Annotated in this window: 22 protein-coding genes; 6 read left to right on the top strand and 16 right to left on the bottom strand. The window is 63.6% G+C overall.

Annotation, left to right across the window (positions count from 1 at the left end):
• The first annotated feature begins 16 nt into the window (after window positions 1-16).
• A complete protein-coding gene (locus tag MESCI_RS13515) occupies window positions 17-1102 on the top strand; it encodes a Gfo/Idh/MocA family protein (protein WP_013530504.1) in 1086 nt (361 codons plus the stop codon).
• Between the two features lie 32 nt (window positions 1103-1134).
• On the opposite strand, the gene MESCI_RS13510 is transcribed toward MESCI_RS13515, so the two are convergent.
• Window positions 1135-1410 (bottom strand): hypothetical protein, encoded by a 276-nt coding sequence (locus MESCI_RS13510; protein ID WP_013530503.1) that lies wholly within the window; start codon window positions 1408-1410, stop codon window positions 1135-1137.
• 143 nt (window positions 1411-1553) lie between these two features.
• Between MESCI_RS13510 and MESCI_RS13505 the strand changes: the two genes are divergently transcribed.
• Window positions 1554-3578 (top strand): amidase, encoded by a 2025-nt coding sequence (locus MESCI_RS13505; RefSeq protein ID WP_013530502.1) that lies wholly within the window; start codon window positions 1554-1556, stop codon window positions 3576-3578.
• A 10-nt stretch (window positions 3579-3588) separates the two neighbouring features.
• Here MESCI_RS13505 and MESCI_RS13500 read toward each other — a convergent pair whose 3' ends face one another.
• From MESCI_RS13500 to MESCI_RS13460, 9 genes are all read right to left on the bottom strand, one after another.
• Window positions 3589-4002 (bottom strand): hypothetical protein, encoded by a 414-nt coding sequence (locus MESCI_RS13500; RefSeq protein ID WP_013530501.1) that lies wholly within the window; start codon window positions 4000-4002, stop codon window positions 3589-3591.
• 94 nt (window positions 4003-4096) lie between these two features.
• The gene (locus MESCI_RS13495) at window positions 4097-4474 is read right to left on the bottom strand and encodes a hypothetical protein (protein WP_245268615.1); all 378 of its coding nucleotides are present in this window, start codon (window positions 4472-4474) and stop codon (window positions 4097-4099) included.
• A 26-nt stretch (window positions 4475-4500) separates the two neighbouring features.
• Window positions 4501-5148, bottom strand: a complete 648-nt coding sequence (locus MESCI_RS13490; protein WP_013530499.1) for a ThuA domain-containing protein — start codon at window positions 5146-5148, stop codon at window positions 4501-4503.
• A gap of 41 nt (window positions 5149-5189) precedes the next feature.
• Window positions 5190-6212, bottom strand: coding sequence for an LLM class flavin-dependent oxidoreductase (locus MESCI_RS13485; protein ID WP_063168683.1), 1023 nt, complete (start codon window positions 6210-6212; stop codon window positions 5190-5192).
• A gap of 69 nt (window positions 6213-6281) precedes the next feature.
• Window positions 6282-7169, bottom strand: coding sequence for an ABC transporter permease (locus MESCI_RS13480; RefSeq protein WP_013530497.1), 888 nt, complete (start codon window positions 7167-7169; stop codon window positions 6282-6284).
• Window positions 7166-8125 (bottom strand): ABC transporter permease, encoded by a 960-nt coding sequence (locus MESCI_RS13475; protein ID WP_013530496.1) that lies wholly within the window; start codon window positions 8123-8125, stop codon window positions 7166-7168. The genes MESCI_RS13480 and MESCI_RS13475 overlap by 4 nt, the downstream gene beginning before the upstream one ends.
• Before the next feature lie 7 nt (window positions 8126-8132).
• Window positions 8133-9770, bottom strand: a complete 1638-nt coding sequence (locus MESCI_RS13470; RefSeq protein WP_013530495.1) for an ABC transporter substrate-binding protein — start codon at window positions 9768-9770, stop codon at window positions 8133-8135.
• 35 nt (window positions 9771-9805) lie between these two features.
• The gene (locus tag MESCI_RS13465; protein ID WP_013530494.1) at window positions 9806-10582 is read right to left on the bottom strand and encodes a DUF427 domain-containing protein; all 777 of its coding nucleotides are present in this window, start codon (window positions 10580-10582) and stop codon (window positions 9806-9808) included.
• Between the two features lie 14 nt (window positions 10583-10596).
• On the bottom strand, window positions 10597-11955 hold the full coding sequence (locus tag MESCI_RS13460) for an LLM class flavin-dependent oxidoreductase (RefSeq protein WP_013530493.1): 1359 nt from the start codon (window positions 11953-11955) through the stop codon (window positions 10597-10599).
• A 191-nt stretch (window positions 11956-12146) separates the two neighbouring features.
• Between MESCI_RS13460 and MESCI_RS13455 the strand changes: the two genes are divergently transcribed.
• The 4 genes from MESCI_RS13455 to MESCI_RS13440 all read left to right on the top strand — a co-directional run bounded on the left by MESCI_RS13455 (window position 12147) and on the right by MESCI_RS13440 (window position 18619).
• The gene (locus tag MESCI_RS13455) at window positions 12147-13955 is read left to right on the top strand and encodes a dipeptide ABC transporter ATP-binding protein (RefSeq protein WP_013530492.1); all 1809 of its coding nucleotides are present in this window, start codon (window positions 12147-12149) and stop codon (window positions 13953-13955) included.
• A 180-nt stretch (window positions 13956-14135) separates the two neighbouring features.
• Complete coding sequence (locus MESCI_RS13450) at window positions 14136-14576, top strand: hypothetical protein (RefSeq protein WP_245268614.1); 441 nt, start codon at window positions 14136-14138, stop codon at window positions 14574-14576.
• 291 nt (window positions 14577-14867) lie between these two features.
• A complete protein-coding gene (locus MESCI_RS13445; protein ID WP_013530490.1) occupies window positions 14868-16727 on the top strand; it encodes an ABC transporter ATP-binding protein in 1860 nt (619 codons plus the stop codon).
• Window positions 16727-18619, top strand: a complete 1893-nt coding sequence (locus MESCI_RS13440) for an ABC transporter ATP-binding protein (protein WP_013530489.1) — start codon at window positions 16727-16729, stop codon at window positions 18617-18619. Before MESCI_RS13445 ends, MESCI_RS13440 begins: the two co-directional genes overlap by 1 nt.
• A gap of 26 nt (window positions 18620-18645) precedes the next feature.
• Here the strand turns inward: MESCI_RS13440 and MESCI_RS13435 are convergent, their stop codons facing one another.
• The 6 genes from MESCI_RS13435 to MESCI_RS13410 all read right to left on the bottom strand — a co-directional run bounded on the left by MESCI_RS13435 (window position 18646) and on the right by MESCI_RS13410 (window position 24635).
• Entirely contained in the window at window positions 18646-19425 is a 780-nt protein-coding gene (locus MESCI_RS13435) for an ABC transporter ATP-binding protein (protein WP_013530488.1), read from the bottom strand.
• Window positions 19426-19435: 10 nt separating this feature from the next.
• Window positions 19436-20284, bottom strand: coding sequence for an ABC transporter permease (locus tag MESCI_RS13430; protein WP_013530487.1), 849 nt, complete (start codon window positions 20282-20284; stop codon window positions 19436-19438).
• Between the two features lie 28 nt (window positions 20285-20312).
• Window positions 20313-21320 carry an ABC transporter substrate-binding protein gene (locus MESCI_RS13425; RefSeq protein ID WP_013530486.1) on the bottom strand — a complete coding sequence of 336 codons (1008 nt, stop codon included), beginning with the start codon at window positions 21318-21320 and terminating at the stop codon, window positions 20313-20315.
• Between the two features lie 200 nt (window positions 21321-21520).
• Window positions 21521-22819, bottom strand: coding sequence for a hypothetical protein (locus MESCI_RS13420; RefSeq protein WP_164919895.1), 1299 nt, complete (start codon window positions 22817-22819; stop codon window positions 21521-21523).
• A gap of 29 nt (window positions 22820-22848) precedes the next feature.
• On the bottom strand, window positions 22849-23580 hold the full coding sequence (gene hutC / locus MESCI_RS13415) for a histidine utilization repressor (RefSeq protein ID WP_013530484.1): 732 nt from the start codon (window positions 23578-23580) through the stop codon (window positions 22849-22851).
• 32 nt (window positions 23581-23612) lie between these two features.
• Window positions 23613-24635: a zinc-dependent alcohol dehydrogenase gene (locus MESCI_RS13410; protein ID WP_013530483.1), complete on the bottom strand. Its 1023-nt coding sequence runs from the start codon at window positions 24633-24635 to the stop codon at window positions 23613-23615.
• Between the last annotated feature and the right edge of the window lie 9 nt (window positions 24636-24644).

Raw genomic sequence — 24644 nt, 5'->3', positions numbered from 1 at the left:
CAAAGGGAGTTTGCCGGTGGCACCAATTCGTGTCGGACTTATAGGTCTTGGAGAGGTCGCCCAGTCGATCCATCTGCCGGTGCTGAGCGATCAGCGCGAGCGCTGGGTGATCGCGGGCGTGTACGACGTGTCGCCCAGCCTGGTGGCGCTGTGCACCTCGCAACACCCGACGGCAAGAACCTTCGAGACGGCCGAGGCGCTAATAGCGTCACCCGACATCGACGCGGTGTTCGTGCTGTCATCCGACGACACCCACAGCCGCTTCGTGCACGCGGCGATTGCCGCCAACAAGCACATCCTGCTGGAAAAGCCCGCCTGTCTGACGGTGCGCGAGATCGACGATCTGCTGGCGCTGATGCCGGGCTACGACAAGATCCTGTTCGTCGGCTATATGCGCCGCTACGCGCCGGCATATCTGGCCGCCAGGGACGAGCTGCCGGCCTTCGCCGACATCACCCATGTCCGCATCTTCGACCTGATCTCGGAGGGCCGGCATTTCCTCAAGAAGAGCCAGAACGTCCTCTATCCCAACGACATAGACCCGGCCCTGCTGGCGCGTGGCGCCAAGGAGCGCGACGCGCTGATCCGCGAAGTCGTCGGTGCCGACGCGCCGGCCGACCTGGTGCGCGCCTATCGCGGGCTGACGGCGCTTTCCTCGCACCACATTTCGGCGATGCGCGGGCTGATCGGCGAGCCGGCGCGCGTGCTGGCCGCGCACCGCACCAATGGCGGCGCCAACACATCGGTCACCTTCGACTATGGCCATTTCGCTTGTCTCTACGACGCGGTGGTCGACGATCTCGGCCTGTTCGACGCAATGATCGAGGTGCGCTCCAACACCAGGCGCGTGCGCATCATCTACGACACGCCCTACATCCGCAGCCTGCCGACGCGGCTGGAGGTCACCGATGCCGGCCCGCTCGGCCCGGTGACGAAAGCCTTCGGCCCTCTCTACGGCGATGCTTTCTCGAATGAACTCGAGATTTTCCACCGCCACATCGCCGAAGGAACAAAGCCGCTGACCGACCTCGCCGATTCCCGCCACGACCTGGCGCTGATGGCCGAAATCATCGAGCGTATGAAGGAGAGCGGCCAGCGTTGAGGCGCTCCCTACTGCCCTACTGCCCTACTGCCTTATTTCCCGCAGTGATGATCGTTGATCTTGTTCAATGCATTCGCGTCGGGTCCAACGCGATGGTAGGAGCACGCGCCAGCCGCCGTCGTCACCAACTGCTGATCGTAGTAGTGCGGGCCGCCGAACAGGATATCGATGAGATCGCCTTCGGCGGGAACGTAGCGTTCGGAGTGGACCCGGCGGTCGTGATGCCGGTCGCCAGCCAAGGCCGGGGCGCAAAGACTCGCGCCCGTAGCAACCGCGAGAGCTAGGATCGCAACGCATTTCGTGGTCATCGGCACACCCTTCTGGCCATTCCGGAATCGCACCATACATCCAAAACCGCCAGCCGGACAAAAGTTCCGAGAAGACCGCGATAGGCTCTTGCCGAAGCCTGCGGCCTCGCTCATCCATGGTGCGTGGAAATGTGGGATCCGTGATGACCGACGCCAGCCTTCACCTCGTCGAAGCGACGATCGACCAACTGCGCCGCGCGCTCGATGACGGCACCGTCACCAGCGTCGAACTGGTCGGGGCGTATCTGAGGCGCATCGCGCATTTCGACAGGCACGGCATCAGCCTCAATGCCGTCCCGGTGCTCAACCCTGACATGTTCGAGGAAGCCGCCGCCTCCGACCGGCGCCGCCGCAATGGCGCCGTGCTCGGACCGCTCGACGGCATCCCCTACACCGCCAAGGACAGCTACAAGGTTGCAGGCCTGACGGTGGCCGCCGGCTCGCCGGCCTTCGAGCATCTCATTGCCAATGAGGATGCCTTCACCATCGCCCGGCTGCGCGCCGGCGGCGCGGTGCTGATCGGGCTGACCAACATGCCGCCAATGGCCAATGGCGGCATGCAGCGGGGCGTCTATGGCCGCGCCGAAAGTCCGTACAATGGCGATTATCTCACCGCCGCCTTCGCATCGGGTTCGTCCAATGGCTCCGGCACGGCGACAGCGGCCAGCTTCTGCGCCTTCGGGCTTGGCGAGGAAACCTGGTCGTCCGGCCGCGCGCCGGCCACCAACAATGCGCTGGTCGCCTACACGCCGTCGCGCGGCGTCATTTCTGTGCGCGGCAACTGGCCCCTGGTGCCGACCATGGATGTCGTCGTGCCGCATACGCGCAGCGTGCCCGACATGCTCGAACTGCTCGATGTGATCGTCGCCGACGATCCCGAGGCGCGAGGCGATTTCTGGCGCGCGCAGCCTTGGGTCAAGCCGCCGAAAAGCTCCGATGTGCGGCCGCCCCGTTATACCGATCTCGCACTGGCGGGGTCGTTGAAAGGCAAGCGCCTGGGCGTGCCCAGAATGTATATCGGCCGCGACAGCGAGGCCGATGCGCCGATCGAAACCCGCGCCTCGGTGCTTGCCCTGTGGGAGCAGGCAGCGGCCGATCTCAAGCGGCTTGGCGCCGAGGTGATCGAGGTCGATTTCCCCGTCGTCTCCAACTACGAGCGCGACCGCCCCGGGGCGCGCACCATGGTCGAGCGCGGGCTGGTGCCGCAGGACTTCGCCGAGCGCGAACTCTGGGATCTCAGCATCTGGGGCTGGGACGACTTTTTGCGCGCCAATGCCGACCCGGCCGTGCCCGATCTCGTCTCCGTCGACGGCCCAAAGATCTTCCCGCAGCCGCCCGGCACGCTGCCCGACCGCTATGAGGGCGGCTTCGATCTGAGAGAATATGTGGAACGGGCCCGGTCCGGCGTCACGCCGTTCGCAGACATTCCAACGCTGGAAGACGGACTGAAGGGCCTCGAAGCAACAAGGCGGATCGATTTCGAGGACTGGCTGGACGGCCAAGACATCGACGCCGTGGCGCTGCCCGCCGCCGCCGATGTCGGACCGGCCGATGCAGACATCGACGAGGCATCTGCCGCCCTTGCCTGGCGCAATGGCACCTGGGTCGCCAACGGCAATCTGGTCTGGCGCCATTTCGGCATCCCGACCGTCACCGTGCCCATGGGAACCATGGCCGATATCGGCATGCCGGTCGGCCTGACCTTCGCCGGTAAGGCCTATGACGACGAAAGGCTGCTGCGCATGGCCGGCGACTACGAACTGTCGACCCGGCGCCGCACCCTGCCCCCACGCACGCCGGAACTGACTGAAGATGTATTTTCCCGCCGGCCCACGCAAACCGGTAACGGCAAGGCACCTCCGCTCGTCATCGCGCTTGCCGCCGAGACGCGCACGACCGGCGATCAGGACGAGATCACCATCACCCTCGACCTGCCGATCGACGCCGAGGCGGAAAACGCCAGCGTCAAGGTGCATGTCAACGGCGAGCCTGTCGCCATGCAGCGAAGCGGAGCGCGCTGCTGTGGACAGGCATTGGTTCCGGCCGCAGAGCACCAGCGGTTCCACAGCGTCTGGCGTGGCTCGTATGGCTCGATCGTGACGGCTATTGTGCGGCTGGAGGATGGGCGCAGCGCCGGCGCCTATCTGGTTACGGGCGGGATTGGATGAACGCCAGCAGCTAGGAAGGCAGCGAAGTCAGCCATTCTTCCCAAAATTCCTGCTGCATATGGACGAAAACCGGAACCACGTCGACGCCATCATCAAATATGTCGACCAGATCGCTCTCTTGCGGAAATTGCCCCGTCTTCACCTTGCAGGCTATCAATCCGCGACTTTTCTCCATCACGGTATTTTCCGGATAAACATTGGTGCTTGCTCCGTAACAGAAGGGTAGCAGGCCATCGACTTCGAGTGCCTGACGGATTTGGAACAGAGCCTCGAAAAAGTCTTCCTCTTCTGCCTCGATCACCTTGTCCCGATAACTGCATTTCAGATTGCAGGCAGCGCCGTTCACGTGCAGCGTGAACACGGCTTGCTCGTCGTCACCAACGGAACCTGCTCCGATCAGAAAAACAGTACGCTGATGGTCCATCTCATCCCCCTCGCCATGTGACGGGATGGTAGTACGACAACGGCCGCTTTCCAGCATGGCAGGGATTGGGACGCGGCCGCACTCCCTGCCGTCGTCATCCGCTGGCCGGGCGTCCCGCCGCAAAGGCAAGGTCCCGCCGAATGACATCCCGCTTGTCTTGCGACAGACCGGCAAGCAGCTTTTCATCGAGGCAGCCTGCTCGGATGAGATGAGTGAAGACATAAAGGAGCTGCGAATAGCGGTAGTCGAACGTCCGATCGATATCCCGCCGCTGTTCACGCAAATAGGCTTCCAGCTCCCACATCTGGGAGGGAACCGTCACCGCACTGGCCTTGCTCTTGAATTCGGCCATCGTCTTTGCGAGGGCCGCCTCAAGAGCCTTATCGAAGGCGTGGCGGGCGAGCTTCTTTTCGGAAGCGGACCAACTGGAATCGTTCATTGGATATCTCCGTAGATTTCCTGTGAATTCCATCAGATTTTCACGAACTTCGCCTGCTTCTACCCCCGCGCCGCCCAAAGCAAACCCCGCTCCACCATCAGCGCCATTTCCGGCACCGCGAACTCATCCGCCGTGTGACCAAGGGAACTGTAGAAAACCTTCCCCGCCCCATAGCGCCGTTTCCAGACGACCGGCATGACGACGCCGCCTATCCCCGGAAAATGCGCGTCGGTGAAGGTGGTGGTCGCCAGCACCTCATTGCTTGGGTCGACATGCATGTAATATTGCTCCGACCGGTAGGCGAAATCGCTGATGCCTTTTGTGATCGGATCGTCCGGCCGGGTGATCGCGACAGTGTAGTCGATGATGTTGCCGGGATGCGCCACCCATTGGCCGCCGGTCATGAACTGATAGTCAGGCTCATTGCGGAAACTGTCGCCCATCGTGCCGTGGAAACCGCCGAGCCCGCTTCCCCCGCGAACCGCAAGCGTCAGGTTCTGCAACTCGGCCTTTTCGATCGTCGACATCGTGATGACAGGCACGATGAGATCGAAGGAAGCAAGCTCCGGACCGGCGAACATCGCCGTGCCCTCACCCAGCGTGACGTCGAAGCCGTTTCGCTCAAGCAAGGTGCGAACGAGCTTCGCGCTCTGCTCCGGCGTATGGCCCTCCCAGCCGCCCCAGGCGATCAAGGCCTTCTTTGGCATTGTGTACCTCCCTGGAAAACTCGGCCCTGATCGATCCGGCGTCAGCGCCAGCCCAGCGCTGGAGCGACATGGGTCAGGATCGCCTCGATGACATGCGCGTTGTAGTCGACGCCGAGCTGGTTCGGAACGGTGAGCAACAGCGTATCCGCCTCGGCGATCGCCTCGTCCTGCGCCAATTCCTTGATCAGCACATCCGGCTCGGCCGCGTAGCTGCGCCCGAAAATCGCCTTGGTGTTCTCCTCGATGAAGCCGATCTGGTCGCGGCTCTCATTGCCGCGGCCGAAATAGGCGCGGTCGCGATCGTCGACCAGCGCGAAGATGCTGCGGCTGACCGAGACGCGCGGCTCGCGCTTGTGGCCGGCTGCCTTCCAGGCCTCGCGATAGATGCGGATCTGCTCGGCCTGCTGGATGTGGAACGGCTTGCCGCTCTCGTCGAATTTGAGCGTCGAGCTCTGCAGGTTCATGCCGAGCTTGGCTGCCCATTCCGACGTGGCGTTGGTGGCCGCACCCCACCAGATCCGCTCGCGCAAACCCTCCGAATGCGGCTCGAGGCGCAAGAGGCCGGGCGGGTTGGGGAACATTGGCCGTGGATTGGGCTGGGCGAACCCCTCGCCGCGCAGCGTCTCGAGGAAGACCTCGGCGTGGTGCCTTGCCATGTCGGCGTCGCTCTGCCCTTCCGGCGGCGCGTAGCCAAAATGGCGCCAGCCATCGATCACCTGCTCGGGCGAGCCACGGCTGATGCCGAGTTGCAGGCGCCCGCCGGCGATGATGTCGGCGGCACCGGCATCCTCGGCCATGTAGAGCGGGTTCTCGTAGCGCATGTCGATGACCGCGGTGCCGATCTCGATGCGGCTGGTCCTGGCGCCGACCGCCGCCAGCAGCGGGAACGGCGACGCGAGCTGGCGGGCGAAGTGATGCACGCGAAAATACGCGCCGTCCGCGCCCAGCTGCTCGGCGGCGACAGCCAGCTCTATGGATTGCAAAAGCGCGTCCGAAGCCGAGCGCACTTGCGATTGCGACGAGGGCGTCCAGTGCCCGAACGACAGGAACCCGATTTTCTTCATAATCATGCGATATAAGGATGCGCGTCAGGCTTCAATGCAAAAGAGATTTTTTGGCGCCCGGATCAAGGCTCATGCATCGCTATTCTCGAAGGCGCCAATGCCTTGTGCGATCAGGTTGGTCGCCATCACCAGCGAGACGATTGCCCCGGAATTGAAGACGACGACCCACCATTTTCCGCCGGTCAGGAAGCCATAGCCGTCGGCGACGGCCAGTCCCCAGTCGGCCGATGGCGGCTGAATGCCGAGGCCGAGAAAGCTCAGCGTCGCGATCGAGAAGAACGCGTAGCCCAGCCTTGTGACGAGTTCGATGAGGATCGTTTCCCTGATGTTGGGCAGGATCTCCAGGAACATGATGGCGAGCGGGCCTTCACCGCCAAGCCGCGCGGCGCTGACATAGTCGCGCTGCTTCTGCTCACGCACGGCGGCGCGAACGGTGCGCGCCACCAGCGGCGCGTAGGCGATGCCGATCACCAGGATGACGGTCAGGTTCGACGGGCCGATCGCCACCAGCGTCATGGTGACGAGAACGATGAACGGAAACGCCATCAGCGTATCGAGCAGCCGCGCGCCGATGGCATCAGTGAGGCCCTCGAAATAGCCGAGCACCAGGCCGATGATGCTGCCGGCGGCAACCCCGGCCAGCGTCGCCAGCGGCGCAACCAGCAGGATGTCGCGCGAACCGACGATGATGCGGGACAGCACATCGCGGCCGAGCTGATCGGTCCCGAACCAGTGCAGCGCATCGGGCGGCGTCAGCGTCGCCAGGAAATCCTCGGCATAGGGATCGTAGGGAACGAAGAGGTTGCCTGCTATGGCGCAAGCGACCCAGAACAAAAGCAGCAGCAATCCGACCACGACCGACGGCGGCAATCCGGCGAAAGCACTGCGAATCCGGCGCACTGCCGAAAAGCCCGCCACGGCGCGCTGCAGTGCGGGAAACTCGGCCAGATCCGTCATGGCGAGGTCCGGCGGCGTTGCCGCGGATCGAGCAGCGCCAGCAAGAGGTCGCCGGCCGCCGCCGACAGCACGAAGATGGCCGCCATCACCAATACGCCTGCCTCCAGCATCGGGAAATCACGGGCCTTGGCCGCGTTCAGGACCAGATTGCCAAGTCCCTGGATGCCGAACAACGCCTCGATCACCACCAGCCCACCCAGCATGTATCCGGTCTGCGTCGCCAGCACCGCGACGGTCGGCGTCAGCGCATTGCGCAGCACGTGCCGAAAGATGATCTCGCGCCGCTCGAGCCCTTTCAGGACGGCGGTGCGCGTGTAATCGGCGGCGATCGCCTCGATCACGCCTGCTCGCGTCATCCGGGCGATATAGCCGGAAAGGTTCAGCACCAGCGGCAGCGCCGGCAGGATCAGATAATAGCCATGCGTCCAGAAGCCCGCGCCATCGGGCGCAACTCCGGAGATCGGGAACCAGTTCAGCCACAGGCCGAAAACGATGAGCAGCATCAGGCCGGAAACGAAATCAGGCACAATGCCGAAGGAGACGCCCGCCATCACGATCAGCCGGTCGATGAGGCGGCCCGCATTGAGACCGGCGATGACGCCGGCACCAACGCCGAGCGGAACGAGGAAGAGCAAAATAATCCCGGCAAGCGCCGCGGAGCGCTTGAGGCTTTCCAGCACGAAGGGCGCCACCGGCCCGCGCATCGACAGCGAGGTGCCGAAGTCACCGGTGACCGCTTTGCTGAACCAGAGCCAATACTGGACGAGAACCGGCTGGTCGGCGCCTAGCCGCTTGTTCAGTTCCGCCACCGCTTGCGCGTCGGCAAAAGGCCCGAGCATGACACGGCCCACATCGCCGGGCAGGACCTGCCCGGCGAAGAACACCAGAATGCTGACCAGCCACAGGGTGAGGACAAGTGTGCCCACACGCGCTGACAGAATGCGACCGGTCAGCATGTCGCGATCATGCCTGGACGAAGGAAACGCGGTCGAGCAGGAGATGCGAAATCGCGGTGAAGCGTACGCCCTCGACCTTGGAGCTGACGATGCGGCTGTATTGCGAGAAGTAGCTGATGATCGCCGGCGTCTCGTCGAGCAGCAAGGTCTGGATCTTGCGGGCAACAAGGCGCTGTGCCTGCAGGTCGCGCGCCTTCGAGTAGTCAAGCAGCAGCGCGTCATAGGCCGGGTTGTTGAAATGTGCCGCGTTCCAAGCTCCCGAACTCTTTAGCGTGGCGTTGAGGAAGATGTCGGGCGTGCCGCGGTGGCCATAGTCGGTGATGCCGAGCACCGAATCCAGCCATGGCGAACTGCCGAACGTCGCCGAGCCGTAATAGGCGTCCTGCGGCAGGACTTTGAGCTTGACGTCGATGCCGGCCTTCTTGGCGAAGTTCTGGATGATGACCGCATAGTCGGGAATGTCATAGGCGCGTTCGGTGGTCAGCGTCACCTCGAAGCCGTTGGGCACGCCCGCCTCGCCAAGCAGCCGCTTGGCCTCGGCAATGTCCTGCTTGCGCTGCGGCACCGATGGATCGGCCGAGGGGAAGATCGGCGCGAACGGCGTGTCGTTGCCGACGATGGCGCGGCCCTTGAGCAGGCCCTTGACCACAGCCTCTCGGTCGATCGTGAGCGCCAGCGCGCGGCGGATGCGCTTGTCGGTAAACGGCGCCTGGTCGGTCCTGAGATGCACCTGGTCGTGCGAGCTCGCCTGCACGCTCAGCAGCTTGAAGTTGGGATTGCCCTCGATCGCCAGCTCCAGCCGCGTCGTGCTTGGGATCACGTCGAGCTGGCCGGCCTGCAAAGCCAGCACCTGTGCCTGCTCGTCGTCGAAGAACTTGATCTCGATCCGGTCGGGCAGCGCCTTGTCGCCCCAGTAATTCTCATTGCGCACGAAGCTGGCGCCTTGCTTGGGACGGAAGGATTCGAGCTTGAACGGGCCGGTGCCGTTGAAAGTCTTCTCGAAATCACCGGCATAGTCGGCAGGCAGGATGACGGCATTGTAGACGTCGGAGGAGACATAGAACGGGAAGTTGCTGTTCGGACCGTCGAGATCGAAGGCGACGGTTTCGTCGTCGACCAGCTTGGCGCCGCCCTTGGACAGGATGCCCTTGTAGGCGGACAACGCCGACGAGCCGCTGGCCGGATCGACCAGCCGCTCGAAGCTCGCCACAACGTCTTTGGCGGTGACCGCGCGGCCATCGTGGAATTTTACCCCTTGCCGCAATTTGAAGGTCCAGCGGCTGGCCGTCTCGTTGGCCTCCCAGGACAGAGCCAGCTTCGGCTGCAGACCATCCTTCGGATCGTCGAGGATCAGATACTCGCCGACCTGGCTGATCACCCCGATGCTGGCCGGATCGGTGACCGAAACCGGATCGATCGCCTTGGTCGGCTGGCCGAGCCCGACGCGAACCGTGCCGCCGCCGGCAGCCGCGGCGCGCGCGCCTCCCAATCCCTGCGAGGCGGCAAAGCCGGTCAGGCCGAGCAGTGCGGCATATCTGAGGAGATCGCGGCGCTTGAGAAAGCCGCCCTGATGTTCGTCGACGGCGACATTCCAGATGTCCCCCGACAGATTGCGAACTGCGTCGATATCTCTGCGTCTGGTCATTTTGAAACCCCTGCTTTGAAATGAAGATTGAAAATCTATGCGACGGGCTCGCCGTCGAGATGGATGCGTTCGACGGCCTGCGGATAGAAGGCGATGAGGCCCTTGATCTTCGGCATTTCCTCAATGGGATCCCGGTAGCTCCAGGCGATATCAGGGCGCACCGAACCGTCGCTCAGCAGGCCGGACCAGTAAGAGGCGATGCCCTTGTAGGGACATCGCGTCGTGGTGACGGACGCTGTCAGCCGCTCCAGCCGGATGTCTTCCGCGGGCAGATAAAAACGCGTCGGCAGATGCGTCTCGAACAGCAGCACCGGGCGGTGGCTGTCGGCGATCGGCTCGCCGTCGAACCAGATCTGCAAATGGCTCGAGCTTTGCAGAACATCGATGCGTGCATAGGGATCGCGGGCGTGGACGAAGACTTCCTCTTCCTCCTCGAACCACTGGTCGACGGCCTTCCAGGTGAATGCAATGCGGCCGGCCAGCGGCGCCAGGTTTTCATCCGGCGGCGACACGAACGACCACGCCGCGTTGGCGCTGCGCCTGTCGCCGCTGTCGATATCCCAATAGGCGGTCTCGCCACCGACCGGATGCGGCTCGCGATGCAGCGAAGGTTTCAGCACCGATGGGTCGACCGCTGACGGCGGGAAGAAATAGATCGGCAGGAAATGGTTGGAGCGCAGCACCAGCACGTTGCGGCTGTCGGCGATGGTGCGGCCGCCGAATTTGACGCGCACACGCTTGGGGCTGTGCAGGACATTGACGAGCTGCGGCGCGGTCGCTTCGCGCGGCTGCAATCTTGGTGCGACGGTCATGATCGTTCTTCCGGTCAGGACACGGCACGCGCATTGTCGCGCTGGTCGGCGAAGCGGTTGGCGGGCCGCGCCAGGCCGAAACGCTCGCGCAGCGTTCCCGGCCCGTATTCGGTCGGGAAGACGCCGCGCCGCTGCAGCTCCGGCACCACCTGTTCGGCAAAATTCACCCAGTCTTCTGGCAGCAGCGGGAACATCAGGTTGAAGCCGTCAGCGGCACCCGAAACGAACCAGTCCTGCAACTGGTCCGCGATCTGTATCGGCGTGCCGGCAACCGTCGGCACCGAACCGCTGTTGGCGAGCTTGCGCGCGATCTCGCGCAGGCTGAGATTCTGCTTCGCCCACTGCTTGACCCGGTTGAGCGATGTGCGCCCGCCATTGAACGTGCTTTCGTCCGGCAGTGGCGGCAGCGGCCCGTCCGGCGGGAACAGCGACAGGTCCAACCCGCTCCAGCTCGACAGAAGGTCGATGCCGACCTGATCCGGCAGCAAGGTCTGCAGGTATTCCTGCTTTTCCCGGCCTTCCGCTTCGGAGGCGGCGACGATCGGCAGGATGCCGGGCAGGATCTTGAAGCTCTCCGGCCGCCTGCCGTGGCGGGCCAGCCGCTCGTTGATGTCCTGACGGTATTTGATGCCATCCTGCTTGGTGCTGTAGATGGCGAAGTGCGCATCGGCCTGGGCGGTGGCGAAGTTCTTGCCATCTTCGGACGAGCCGGCCTGGACGATTAGCGGATGGCCTTGCGGCGGCCGCGAGACGTTGAGCGGCCCACGCACCTTGAAGTGCTTGCCCTTGTGATCGATGGGATGGACCTTGTCGGGGTCGGCGAAATGGCCTGACGCCTTGTCGATCAGCAGCGCCTCGTCTTCCCAGCTGTCCCACAGCGCCTTGACGATATCGAGGAATTCGGCCGCGCGCTCATAGCGGAAAGCATGCTCGATATTGCCGTCGCGGCCGAAATTGCGCGCCTCCTCATCCATGGCCGAGGTGACGACGTTCCACGACGCCCTGCCCTTGCTGATATGGTCGAGCGAGGCGAACATGCGCGCCACATTGTACGGCTCGCTGTAGGAACTCGACGCCGTGGTGATCAGGCCGATATGCTTGGTCACGCTAGCCAGCGCCGATAGCAGCGTCAGCGGTTCGAGGCGGGCATTGGCGTAATGGGCGACGCCGCTCTTGACTGAATCCCAGATCGACACGTGGTCGGCGACGAAGATGGCGTCGATCCTGGCGCGTTCGGCCGCCTGCACGAGATCGCGGTAGAATTCGAAATCCAGCACCTCCCGCCCCGGCGCCCTCGGGTGGCGCCACGACATCCGATGATCGCCCTGCGGGTTGAAGAAGAATGCGCTGAGGATCATGTGGTCTCGAGCCATGCCGGGCCTCCTTCCAGATCTGCTCCGGAGACCGTCGCGCTGCCTCGGCAGATGGCGACAATCTCTGCTGATGCGAGAAAGGTAGATTGCGCTCCGGCTTAATCCGAGTAATTTTATAGAGATAATGCATTGCGAAAGCGGAAGCGATTGCCCTCGATGGCGGCGCTGGAAGAAAGTGGTTTCAAGTCCCCATGTCCTCCTCGGTTCTGAACGTAGACCAGCTGTCCGTGGCCTATGACGGGCGCAAGGGATCGCATCCCGCCGTCAGCGGCGTGTCACTGCACATCGGCGAAGGCGAAGCGCTCGGCCTGGTTGGCGAGTCGGGATCGGGCAAAAGCTCGGTGGCGCTCGCCATATTGCGCTATCTGCCGAAAAACGCCTGCATCACTGCGTCGGCGCTGGAATTCCAGGGCCGCGAAATCCGCGACCTTTCCGCCGAGCAGCTGCGCCGGCTCAGGGGAAATCATATCGCCGCCGTCTACCAGCATCCCGGTGCTGCCCTCAATCCAAGCATGACGATCGGCCGCCAGATCACCGAGACGGTCATGCGGCATCGCCCGGTTCGCCTCGAAGAGGCGCGCGGGCGCGCCGCCGAACTGCTCGGCCGCGTCCGGGTCAGCCATCCGGAGCGGGTGCTGGATCTCTATCCGCACGAACTCTCCGGCGGCATGCAGCAGCGCGCCAACATCGCCATTGCCATTGCGCTCGACCCGTCGCTGCTGGTGCTGGATGAGCCGACGACGGCGCTCGACGCCAGCGTCCAGTCCGAGATCATCGCCATCCTCTCCGACTTACGCAAGGATCACAAAACCAGCATCCTGCTGATCAGCCACGACATCAATATGATCCGCCGCTCCTGCGACCGGGTGGCGGTGATGCAGGCGGGAACCGTGGTCGAAAGCGGCGTTGCGAGCGATGTCTTCGACAACCCCTCTCACGCCTACACCAAGGCGCTCATCGCCTCGATCCCGGCGCTCAACTACACCAAGCGGGACGGAAGACTGGCGGAGACGGACGGCGTGCCAGCGCACCCAATGGCCCAAGGCGAAGACGCCGGCCTGCCAAAAGAACGCCGCATCGCGATCGCCTGCAAAGGCATCAGTCATGCCTTCGGCAGCCAGCCAGTGCTGCACCACGTCGATCTCGACATCGGCCAGGGCGAGACCTTCGGGCTGATCGGCGAGTCCGGTTCTGGCAAGTCGACCCTGGCACGGATCGTCACCGGTCTGCAGACGCCAAGCGCCGGATCGGTCGAACTGTTCGGCAGGACGGTCGCGCCGCGCGTCGAGAAGAGAAACCTTGCCGAACGCCGCGACGTGCAGATGGTCTTCCAGTCGCCGGATCGCACGCTCAATCCGCGCCAGCGGATCGGCACGATCCTCGGCCGCCCGCTGCGCAGGCTCGCCGGCCTGCGCCGCAGCGAAGTGAGAGCCCGCGTCGGCGACCTGCTGCAATCGGTTCGCCTCGCCGGCGCCACGGCCGAGCAGAAGTCGCGTTCGCTGTCCGGCGGCCAGCGGCAGCGGGCGGCAATCGCGCGCGCCTTCGCCGGCGTGCCGAAGGTCGTCGTGCTCGATGAACCGACCTCCGCGCTCGACGTCTCCGTCCAGGCGACCGTTCTCAACCTGCTCAACGACCTGCAGCGCGACAAGGACACGACCTATCTGTTCATCAGCCACGACCTCAGGGTGGTGCGCTACATGGCCGACAGGATCGGCGTGCTCTATCGCGGACGCCTGGTCGAAACCGGATCCTCCGACCAGATTTTTCGCGGCCCCAACCACCCCTATACGGCCCTGCTTTTGGCTGCGTCCTCCGACGAAGCTGCGCCGAGACTATCCGCTCCAATCGAGATCGAGGCAGCCGGCGTCCCGAATACGGGGTGCTCCTTCGCCGACCGCTGCCCGCTGGTCCTGCCCGACTGCCGAAAGGCGGAGCCGCCGGCCCGAGAGGTCGCGGCCGGCCACCGGATCGCCTGCTGGCGGCACGGCCAGGGTTTTTGAGCGGCTCAACAGCAGTCCGAAGGTCCGCCGCGGCGGGGTTTTTGCGGCAAGCAGATGGTCGATGTACGAACCTCTCTGACGGCTGCCGCCAAGTTCACGCGGCTATGCCGGGGTTGGGAGCTTCCTCGCATACAATTACATTCGTTTATGCTAATATATTTCAGCCATGCACATTCGTTCATGGCGAACATGTGGGAGGATGCGATGAAAACCATGAATCGCAGGTCTGCAATTGCTCTCGGTGTGACGGCTGCCGCGATAACGCCTCTGTTCACCCTGGCGGCATCAGCGAAGAAATACGGCCCGAAGGAAGGCAAGGAGATTGCGCCCGGTGTCAGGATGGTTGAGGTCAGCACCGGCAACTCCGACATTCCCGCCTACAAGAGCATCGCAATTGTCGACGTGGTGTTTCAGCCCGGCGCACACGCGCCTAAGATGGTGATGGACAACGATATGGTCTGCACCATTGCTTCAGGTGCGTTCACGATCAAGAAGGCCGACAAGGAATTCAAGCTCAAGACGGGTGACATGTACACCTGCGCCAAAGGCAAGACCGACGAGGCGACAAATACAAGCAAGGAGGTCGGCGTGCATCGGATCGCCGTCCTGATACCTGCCTAGCAAACCGGATTCCGGCCGGATGGAAGGTCGCATGCCGTCCGGCCGGCGCTTGCGTACAGCCGGGCGCTGGCCTCGTCCGGCCAACGCCCTTCGGCAAGATCGGCAGGATTCCGCCGCTGGTGCCAGCCGGGTCACAGCCGCATGTTCGCTTTCCTTCAGGCACAGTGCGATGCCGGCATTGGCTCTTGAAGGGCCAAGCCAGACCCGCGTAACATAGCGCCAAGTCAACCGCTCACATTGAGTCTGCTTTATTAGTCCGGGCTAACGTCCGGATTGGTTTGGATATTTTCCTTGAACACGCAAGCAACCAGCAGCGCGCCGGAGCGCGGCAAATCGTTTGCTCACGTTGCGGAAGCGTCCTGGGGCAAGGGCCTCAGCACCTTGCTTCGCATCGTGCGCATGACACTGCGCCATCCCTGGCAGGTCGCCATCACCATCGTCTCGACCTTCATTGCCGCGACGCTGCAGCTTTTCATTCCACGCCTGCTGGGACGCGCCATCGACCAGGCGCAAGGTGTGATGGCCGCGGGTGCCGGCGCTGCGGCGGAACAGGCGCTGTGGAACACGGCGCTGACGCTGCTCGTCGTCTCGATCCTGCGCGGCCTCTTCACCATGGCGCAGAACTACTATGGCGAGGCCGTCGGTCATCGCACCGGCTATGAACTGCGGCTCGCCTTCTACGAGAAGATCCAGCGCCTGAGCTTCGCCTACCACGACAGGGTCCACACCGGCGATTTGATCACGCTCGGCCTGCTCGATCTCGACGGCGTGCGCATGTTCTTCTCCACCGGCATCCTGCGCGTCGTCCTGCTCGGCGTGCTGATCGGCGTCGGCGCCTATCTCCTGATCAGCACCGATCTCATGCTCGGGCTGCTCAGCCTGAGCTTCGTGCCGTTCGTTGCCTGGCGGTCCTCGGTCACCCAGCTCAAACTGCGCAGCACCTGGCTGACGTTGCAGGAGCGGTTGTCTGTGCTGAGCCGGGTGATGGATGAGAACCTCGGCGGCATCCGCGTCGTGCGGGCCTTTGCGGCACAGCGGCATGAGCTCGACAAATTCGACCGCGCCAAGCTGTCGGCGCTGGAGCTTGCCAATCGGCGCGTCGACATCCGCGTCTCCAACACCAGCGCCATGAATTTTTCCTTCCTGGTCGCCATGGGGCTGGTGCTCTGGTTCGGCGGCCAGAAGGTGATCGCGGGTCAGATCAGCGTCGGCACGCTCGCCCAGTTCCTCACCTTCATGACCATCCTGCAGATGCCGGTGCGCCAGCTCGGGCTGATGGTCAATTCCTTCGCGCGCGCCTCGACCTGCGGCAGCCGGCTATTCGAACTGCTCGACGCCGAACTCGACATCGAGGACGCGCCCGGCGCCAAGGATCTCGTCGTCACCGATGGCGTGCTGCGCTTCCACAATGTCGGCTTCCGCTACGAGGGCGCGGGCGACCGGCCGACTCTGTCGGGCATCTCCTTCGAGGCGAGGTCCGGCGAGACCATCGGCATCGTCGGCCCGCCAGGCAGCGGCAAGTCGACCATCGCGCACCTGATCCCGCGCTTCTACGACGTCACCTCAGGCGCGATGACCATCGACGGCCAGGACATCCGCAAGGTGACGCTGCAATCGTTGCGCAAGGCCGTCGGCGTCGTGCAGCAGGACGCGTTCCTGTTCACCACCTCGATCGAGAACAACATCGCCTACGGCAATCCCTGGGCGCGCGAGACCCGCATCGGGCAGGCAGCCGAGTACGCGCAGCTGCACAACTACATCATGGGCCTCCCAGCCGGTTACACCACGGTCGTCGGCGAACGCGGCGCGTCGCTTTCCGGTGGCCAGCGGCAGCGCCTGACCATCGCCCGCAGCCTGATGCTGCGGCCGTCCGTGCTGGTCTTCGATGATTCCACCGCGGCCATCGACGCCGGCACCGAACAGCGGATCCGGGCAGCGATGAAACGCTTCGCCAGGGATCGCGTGACACTCATCATCTCGCACCGGCTGAGTTCGCTGATGCATGCCGACCAGATCCTGTTCGTCGAGGGCGGCCGGATCGTCGAGCGCGGCACGCATGAGGAGTTGCTGGCGCTCGGTGGACGCTACCGCGCGCTCCATGACCTGCAGTTGCGGCCGGACGATGAGCGGCCCGTGGCGGGAGCCGCGTGATGCAGACACCGGCCGACGACGAGAAGGAAGACACCAGCGGGCCACCGACAAAGGCGGTCGTGGGCTCGCACCGCGACGACGAAGAGGTCTTCGGCAAAGCTTATGACCCGCGCATCGTGCGGCGTATCTGGAGCTTCGTGAGGCCGTATCAGAACCGGATTTTCATCTCACTCGCCGCGGTGCTGGTGTTCACGCTGACGCAACTGGCGATCCCGCTGGTCATCCGCTACGCCATCGACCACGGCATGACGGCTGGCAAGCTGGACCAATCGGTGATGATCGCCGCGATCAGCGCTTTCGCCGTGATCATCCTGATCAACTATGCCGCCAGCTATGTGCAGGAAAGAGTCGTCGGCAAGGTGGCCGAAAACGTGCTGTCGGACCTGCGCCGCGCCATGTTCAGCCATCTGCAACGGGTCTCGCTGAGCTTCATGGACAAGACCGAGGTCGGGCGGCTGATGTCGCGCCTGCAGGGCGACGTCAATTCGATGCAGGAATTCCTCGAAACATCGGTGATGTCGGTAGGCGACATCGTGCTGTTGTTCGGCATTGTCAGCGTGCTTTTGTGGCTCGATTTCCGACTGGGCCTGCTGACGCTGTCGACCATGCCGGTGCTGTTCATCGTGCGCCTTTTCTGGCTGCCGCGCGCCAAGGTCGCCTTCATGGCCGCGCACGAAACCAACTCGATCGCCAACGGCGCACTGGCCGAAGGCATCCATGGCGTGCGCACGGTGCAGAGCCTCGAGCGCCAGCACGTCAATTTCGACCTCTACGACGAAAAGGTGCTGGCCAACCTCAATGCCCATTTGAGGTCGGCGAAATACGCGCAGGTAATGGTGCCGATCGTCGACACGCTGACCGGCATCGCCATGGCAACTGTCATCGTCGTCGGCGGGTCGATGGTGCTCTCGCACAGCCTCGACATCGGCGTCATGGTGGCGTTCCTGTTCTACATCCAGCGCTTCTTCGACCCGATCCGCTCGCTGACCATGCAATACAGCGTCATGCAGCGAGCCATGGCTTCGGGCCAGCGCATCTCCGAAGTGCTCGACGTGCCGGTCGACGTCAGCGACAGGCACGGTGCCGTGGCGCTGTCGCGCGACATGGACGGCTCGGTCGAGTTCAGGAACGTCACCTTCGGCTATAGGCCGAACCAGCCGGTGCTGAAGAACATCTCCTTCCGCGTCAACCCGGGCGAGACCGTAGCCCTTGTCGGCCCGACCGGGTCGGGCAAGTCGAGCTCGATGGCGCTGGTGCACCGCTTCTACGATGTCTGGTCGGGTGAGGTTCTGGTCGGCGGCCATGATGTGCGTGACCTCACCCAGGATTCGCTCGGCGATCAGGTGGCGATGGTGCTGCAGGAGCCGTTCCTGTTCTCCGGCTCGGTGCTGGAAAACATCCGCTACCACAAGACATCAGCCAGCCGCGAGGAGGTGGTCCGCGCCGCACAAGCCGTCGGCGCGCACGATTTCATCGAGAACCTGCCAGATGGCTACGATACCGAACTCGAGCAGCGCGGCGGCAATCTCTCGCTGGGCCAGCGCCAGCTGATCAGCTTCGCGCGCGCGCTGGTGGCGGATGCAAAGATCCTGGTGCTCGATGAAGCCACGGCCAGCATCGATTCCTACACCGAGATGCTGATCCAGAAGGCGCTGATCACGCTGCTGGAAGGCCGCACCGGGCTGGTCATCGCCCACCGTCTGGCCACTATCCGCGGCGCCGACCGCATCATCGTGCTGCAGAACGGCGAGATCGTCGAAAGCGGCAACCACGAACAGCTGATGGCAAGAAAAGGCCTCTACGCCCGCCTCTACAACATGAACTACGCCTCGTTCGACGACATTTCCGAAGGCGAGCTGGAACTGGACGCGGCAGTCGGCAAGGCGACGTGATTGGACCTGCAAACGACCGCAAGCGCCTAGGCCATTTCGGGGCGTCTTGACCCCTCGCGGATGGCCTTGTGCACGCCGCGTTGCAGATCCATGAATGCAGGGCTTTCCATCACCTCTTCGCGGCGCGGGCGCTCGATATCCACGTTGAATGTCTGCGTGATACGTCCCGGGCCGATGCCCATGACGACGATGCGGTCCGACAGATAGACGGCCTCCTCCACATCATGGGTGACAAACAGGACGGTCAACCTGTGTTCCTCCCAGATCTGGGTCAGCAATTCCTGCATCTGATGCCGGGTCAAGGCATCGAGCGCGCCGAAGGGCTCGTCCATCAACAGCATCTTGGGCCGGTAGGAAAGCGCGCGCGCAATGGCGACGCGTTGTTTCATGCCGCCCGAGAGTTCGGCCGGATAGCGGTCCGCACTACCAGACAGCTTGACGAGTTCGAGATGCTCCAGCGCGATCCTGCGGCAGGTCGGGCGATCGTAACCAGCGGCCTTGAGGGCAAACTCGATGTTCTGCCGCGCCGTCAGCCAGGGAAGCAGCGTGTAGGACTGAAAGACGACGCCACGGTCGAGACCAGGCTGCAGGATCGGCGCGCCATCGATGCTGAGATCGCCCGCGTCGAAGTCCTGCAGTCCGGCCACGATCGACAGCAGCGTGCTCTTGCCGCAGCCCGACGTGCCGACCAGGGAGACGAACTCGTTGTCGGCAAGATCGAGGTTGATATCGCGCAGTACTTCCGTGCGCCGCTCGCCCGTGCCGAAGCTCTTGTGGAGACCGGCGATCCGCAATTTGGGGCTCATCGGCTGGACCTCATTGCGAGCGGCCCTCTTGCTTGAACAGCACCTTTTCCAGCGCCTTCATCACCTGGTCGGTGATGAGGCCGAGCAGGCCGAGCAGCAGGATGTAGCCGATGATGGTGTTGGTCTGGAAATAGCGCTGGGACACAGTGATGCGATAACCGAGCCCCGAAGTGGCGGCGACGAGTTCGGCCAGCACCAGCCAGGTCCATGCCCAGCCCAGGCTGATGCGCAGCGTATCCCAGATGCCCGGCAAGGCACTGGGCACGACGATGCGCGTCAGGATCTTGCGATCCGGCAGGCCTAGCGTGCGCCCAAGGCCGATGAAATCGGCTGGAACCCGTTTTACATTGTCCATGATCATCAGCACCTGCTGGAAGAACGTGCCGATAAAGATGATCAGGAATTTCTGCGAATCGCCGGTGCCGGCCCACAGGATGGAGAGCGGCACGAAAGCGACGACCGGCATGTAGCGGATGAAATCCACCAGCGGCTCGATGGCCGCTTCCCAGGAACGGAAACTGCCGATCAGCACGCCGATCGGTATCGACAGGGCCGAGGCGATGAGGAAGCCGATGGAGATACGGTACATCGAGGCTTTGAGGTCCAGCCACAACGTGCCGTCGGCCGCGAGCTTGGCGATCTGCATAGCGACGCTGCCCGGCGATGGCAGGAAGATCGGCTTTACCAACCCCAGTCCGGTCGCCGCCCACCAGGCAAGGCCGAGCCCGACGAACACGGCCACCGCGATCACCAGGAAGCGCGACCTGGCGATGGGCACGCCGATGCCGGAGGATCGGCGACGCCTCGCCTGTTTCGTGGGACGAGCCGGATCCGTTTGAGCGGGACGCTCCCCGGGCATCTGCGTCACCACCGCGATCCGGCCTTGGTCATTCCGCCGCCTTGACGAATGACGGGTCGATCATCTGCTCCGGCGTCACATCGGCCTGCAGCAGCTTGGCGTTCTTGGCGGCGGCTTCGACATCGGCGAAGGTCTTGGTGGTGAAATCACCGGTCAGCGCCGCCTTGTTTTCGGCGAGTGAGTAGTAACGCACGCCGTCAAAGGCGGTGTTGAGGTCCTTGACGTCCGAACCGACAGCCTTGGCGATGATGGCGCGCCCACCGGGCGTATCGGCATTGTAGTCCTTGAGCGCTGCGTCCCAGCTCTTGATCATGGCCAGCACTTGGCCGGGCCGCGACTTGATCACCTCGTCACGCACCACCAGCACGTCGCTGATCAGGCCGGGATCCTCGCCGGCGGTGAACAGCAGCTTGAGGTCCTTGTTCTGCGCCATGGCGACGGTGAGGTACGGTTCATACGTCACCGCGACCGGCACCTGGCCGGCGATCAAGGCGCTGCCGGCGTCGGACGCAGGCATCGGAACCGGTTTCACATCGTCGATCGACATGCCGTTCCTGGTGAGCGCGTATTTGAGCAGGATGTCGCTCGTCGTGCCTTCCTCGAAGGCCACCTGCTTGCCCTTGAGGTCTGCGATGGAGGTGACGTCCTTGCCGGCGATGATCGCGTCGGCGGTCATGGAGACGTCGAGCAGCAGCACGATCTTCACCGGCAAGCCGGCCGCAACCATGCCCATCGCCGTGTGGGTGGCGATGTTGGCGGCGTCGAGCTGGCCGCTTGCAAGTGCTGCATTGATGTCCTTGTCCTCGGCGAAGTTGACGATCTGGACGTCGCTCAGCCCGTTCGTCTTGAACAGGCCCTTGGCCTCGGCGACATGCCACTGGCCATAGCCGAGCCAGGGCTCGATGCCGATCTTGAACGCTCCTGCCTCGGGCGTGGTGGGAATGGCCGCATCGGCCGCGTAGGCCGCCGGGGCGGCGGCGAGCCCGATGGCGGCGGCCATCACGAGCGCGCGAAATTGTCCTGTTAGGTTACGCATCATCCTTGTTCCCCTTGATGATCGGACCGCTTTTTCTGACTGAGGTAGCCGGTCCGGTGAGACTGCGGGTTTCTGCTCTTGCGGCACTGTGCCTCGGCGTCTTACCTGCCACTTCATGGTGAAGTGCGCGGATATTTCAGCGTCAGCGGGAGCGGATGTCAAGACTAAAATACATACATGCATATACAAGTTGGAAAGACTCAATTTTTACGCTCTCCGGGATCGATCCGGTCTAGAAAATCGGTCACCCGATCGGTTCCGGCAACAGGTTCGCTGCCGACCATGACCGCCACCGAAAAGGCAATAAGGGAAGAAACCGGCGTGTGGCTGCGTGCGCCGGCGCGCAGGTTCATGACCAGCGTCGGCGACAGGAAGAGACCGGCCCGGAGCACCGCGCGCCAATCGGCCGGCAGCATGCCGCGCCGTTTGAGCTCAAGCAGCAGTGGCCGCCACAGCGCTGTGGCCTTGACCTCCAGCAGGTCGCGGCGGACGGGGCTCAGGTCCCAGTCCGTGTCGACATGGAGCAGGTTTCCGTCCAGCCGCGCATGGGCGCGAAAAGCCTCGGTCGCGGTCGCCGGATCATAGAGCCAGAACGGGTGGGCGAAGATGTTGTGGAACGTCGCCTTCACCTCCGCCAGCAGCGTCGGGATATGCGAGCCTGCAAAGGCAGGATCGAAGAAGGACAGCTCCGCCCTCCCCGCCTTCGCCATGTACCAGACATTGGCGTTGTGGGCGTCGCCATGCGCGACCACGCCGCCTGCATCGGTAAGCCGGTCCGGCCGCAAGCGCACAGCGGCGGCATCGAAAAGCTCACCGACGCTGTCGGTGTACTGCTCGCCATTGATGACGAATTTCAGCCGGGAAAACCTATCCCAATCCAGCTCGGCACCGGGAAAGACGAACGGCTTGCCGACATAGAAATCGGCCAGCCGGCCGCCTGGCGGCAAGCGCGTGTCGGCATCGATCAGCCGCTCATGAAACAGCCTGTGGATCGGTTCCGCCGCCACGTCCTCGACGGTTACCGGATGCAGCGTTTCGAGATAGACCTTGAGCAGCCTGGCCGACAGGTCGCGCTCGGCAAGAACGGCTTCTCGCCGTTTGCCGGCGTCGTCCTGCGCATCCAGCGCGAACAGCACATCCGAAAACCTCGGATCCGTGCGCCGGCGATAGACAAGGATCTGCTCGCCCGGTTGGACCGACATATGCACGGGTTGATCAACCGGCAGGCCGGCGCGCGACAGAATCTCGGCGCGGTAATACTCGCCCGTCATCGCCTCTTCCCGCTCCTCCTGATGGAACTTGAAGAAGTAGGCCTTGCCGTCGTCCTCGAAGAAGCCGTTCAACGAATTGAGGCTGTATTTATCGAAGTTGATGCGGACATTGCGGGGGCGCATCGCGAACAGGTCGCCCAGCAATGCCGCCAGCGCGCTTTGTGCTTCGGCAACATCATGCTGCGCGAGTGCCCGGATCCGCGCCGTGCGGCTCGGTGCCGGCGTCATCTGTCGCTCTTGCATTCGACCTGCTTCCGTCAGCTGCTTTTTGAAGGGGAATAGCGGCTGCCGAGCGAGTAGCGGCTGCCGGCATAAGTCAGCTTGCTGATCGTCGCCACCACCGCGCCCGTCCATGTCCGGCGGTGCAGGAAAAGGCAGCAGGCGCCGACATCGATGCCCAGATGCCGCGCCGTCTCGGCATCCGCCGGGATGGCGGAAATGATATGCTCGACCTCGGTCACCGGGGTTTTCTGCATGAGGTAGTCATAGGTCGCCGTCTTCGAAAAATCCTGCTTGTCATAGTCGGGGATGAGGCTCGGATTGACGAAGCGCTCTTCGAGCTGCACCGGCAGATCGTTCTCGAAATTGACGACGACGGAATGATAGATCGAGACGCGCTTTGGAAATTCGAACGACAGCGCCAGCTCTTTTGTCGGCATGATGGTTTCGAGGACGAGGACTTCGGAACGATGCCTGTTGCCGCGCTCGACGATCTCGGCTGCGATGTTGTTGATCTCGATCAGCGTCGACTGTGGCCGCGGTGGCGCGATGAAGGTTCCCACACCTTGCAGGCGGATCAGAAACCCGGCCGAGGTCAATTCTCTGAGCGCCCGGTGAACCGTCATCCGCGAGACGCCGAGTGAAGCGACCAACTCATTCTCGGACGGCAGCTTGCGATCTTTGCCCCACCGGCCCGTTCCGATGTTTGCCAGGATGTAGTCCTTCACCTTCTCGTAAAGAGGGCTGGCGGTGTCGGGCAAAGTGATCATTTCAAAAGTCCTTTCCGGCGATTCATCGGAAATCACGACTCGACAGGTTGCCGCATGCGGATGATTGTTTTCAAGCCGTCGCTGCGCCCCGCCAACAGCCGCTCATAGGCAGCCGGAATGTCATCCAGGCCGATCTCCTGGTCGATCAGCGCCAGCAGCGGTTCGCTCAATTCACCCAGCATCCGCACGGCCTCGGGCAGTTCGCCGGCAAAGGCATGGCATCCCAGCAACCCGATTTCGCGTTCGACCAGCGTATTGGGATCAATGTCGAGGCGGCCGTGGAAGATGCCGACCATGGCGATCGTACCGCCGGGATCGAGAACGCCGAGCATCTGATTGAGCGCCGCGACGCTGCCGGTCGCCTCGATGGCCGCGAGCAGCGGGGCATTGGCAGTTGCGGCGGCAACGGCGTCCCGGCTCAGATCGACGATCCGGGCACCCGTCACCCGCGCCACCCGGGCGCAGCGGCTCTGGTTGCGGTCGGCGATCAGCACGGTGCCGGCGAAGGTCCGCGACAACAGCAGGGCGGCAAGACCGCCGATAGGCCCGCAGCCGACGACCAGCACGAATCCTGTCGTTTTCGGCAGGCGCCGCACCGCGTGCAGCGCCACCGCCAGCGGCTCGGCCATTGCCGCGACCCGCTCGTCGAGCCCGGCATCGATGATATGCAAAAGCCGTGCGGGCAGCACCGCCTGTTCGGCAAAACCGCCGTCGCAGACCTCTCCGACGAAGCCCAGTGACGCGCAGAGATGATGCCTGCCGGCTTGGCATTGCGCGCAGTCTCCGCACCAGAAGCGGGAATCGGCGACAACCCTGTCACCGATAGCGAAGGCGTCGACGCCCGCGCCGGTGGCGGTCACCGTGCCGGTGAGTTCATGGCCGGCCGTCGAAGGCGACCGGCTTATCCACTGTCCCGTGCGGAAATTATGCAGGTCCGAACCGCAGATGCCGGCGGCATCGACCCTGAGCTTCACCCAGCCTGCATCCGGCGCGCCCGGCGTCGCGATGTCTTCGACGCGCAGATCGCCGGGCCCGTAAAGTCGTGCCGCCTTCATCGCGATCGG

Source organism: Mesorhizobium ciceri biovar biserrulae WSM1271, assembly GCF_000185905.1.
Classification (GTDB): Bacteria; Pseudomonadota; Alphaproteobacteria; order Rhizobiales; family Rhizobiaceae; genus Mesorhizobium; species Mesorhizobium ciceri.
Note: the sequence above shows the minus strand (reverse complement) of the source record. Positions and strands in the feature narration are given on the sequence as shown.

Excerpts from the sequence above, each read along its gene's own strand:
- MESCI_RS13510 (WP_013530503.1), bottom strand. The coding sequence starts at position 1,410 with ATGACCACGAAATGCGTTGCGATCCTAGCTCTCGCGGTTGCTACGGGC.
- MESCI_RS13505 (WP_013530502.1), top strand. The coding sequence starts at position 1,554 with ATGACCGACGCCAGCCTTCACCTCGTCGAAGCGACGATCGACCAACTG.
- MESCI_RS13500 (WP_013530501.1), bottom strand. The coding sequence starts at position 4,002 with ATGGACCATCAGCGTACTGTTTTTCTGATCGGAGCAGGTTCCGTTGGT.
- MESCI_RS13495 (WP_245268615.1), bottom strand. The coding sequence starts at position 4,474 with ATGGAATTCACAGGAAATCTACGGAGATATCCAATGAACGATTCCAGT.
- MESCI_RS13490 (WP_013530499.1), bottom strand. The coding sequence starts at position 5,148 with ATGCCAAAGAAGGCCTTGATCGCCTGGGGCGGCTGGGAGGGCCATACG.
- MESCI_RS13485 (WP_063168683.1), bottom strand. The coding sequence starts at position 6,212 with ATGAAGAAAATCGGGTTCCTGTCGTTCGGGCACTGGACGCCCTCGTCG.
- MESCI_RS13480 (WP_013530497.1), bottom strand. The coding sequence starts at position 7,169 with ATGACGGATCTGGCCGAGTTTCCCGCACTGCAGCGCGCCGTGGCGGGC.
- MESCI_RS13475 (WP_013530496.1), bottom strand. The coding sequence starts at position 8,125 with ATGCTGACCGGTCGCATTCTGTCAGCGCGTGTGGGCACACTTGTCCTC.
- MESCI_RS13470 (WP_013530495.1), bottom strand. The coding sequence starts at position 9,770 with ATGACCAGACGCAGAGATATCGACGCAGTTCGCAATCTGTCGGGGGAC.
- MESCI_RS13465 (WP_013530494.1), bottom strand. The coding sequence starts at position 10,582 with ATGACCGTCGCACCAAGATTGCAGCCGCGCGAAGCGACCGCGCCGCAG.
- MESCI_RS13460 (WP_013530493.1), bottom strand. The coding sequence starts at position 11,955 with ATGGCTCGAGACCACATGATCCTCAGCGCATTCTTCTTCAACCCGCAG.
- MESCI_RS13455 (WP_013530492.1), top strand. The coding sequence starts at position 12,147 with ATGTCCTCCTCGGTTCTGAACGTAGACCAGCTGTCCGTGGCCTATGAC.
- MESCI_RS13450 (WP_245268614.1), top strand. The coding sequence starts at position 14,136 with ATGGCGAACATGTGGGAGGATGCGATGAAAACCATGAATCGCAGGTCT.
- MESCI_RS13440 (WP_013530489.1), top strand. The coding sequence starts at position 16,727 with ATGCAGACACCGGCCGACGACGAGAAGGAAGACACCAGCGGGCCACCG.
- MESCI_RS13435 (WP_013530488.1), bottom strand. The coding sequence starts at position 19,425 with ATGAGCCCCAAATTGCGGATCGCCGGTCTCCACAAGAGCTTCGGCACG.
- MESCI_RS13430 (WP_013530487.1), bottom strand. The coding sequence starts at position 20,284 with ATGCCCGGGGAGCGTCCCGCTCAAACGGATCCGGCTCGTCCCACGAAA.
- MESCI_RS13425 (WP_013530486.1), bottom strand. The coding sequence starts at position 21,320 with ATGCGTAACCTAACAGGACAATTTCGCGCGCTCGTGATGGCCGCCGCC.
- MESCI_RS13420 (WP_164919895.1), bottom strand. The coding sequence starts at position 22,819 with ATGACGCCGGCACCGAGCCGCACGGCGCGGATCCGGGCACTCGCGCAG.
- hutC (WP_013530484.1), bottom strand. The coding sequence starts at position 23,580 with ATGATCACTTTGCCCGACACCGCCAGCCCTCTTTACGAGAAGGTGAAG.
- MESCI_RS13410 (WP_013530483.1), bottom strand. The coding sequence starts at position 24,635 with ATGAAGGCGGCACGACTTTACGGGCCCGGCGATCTGCGCGTCGAAGAC.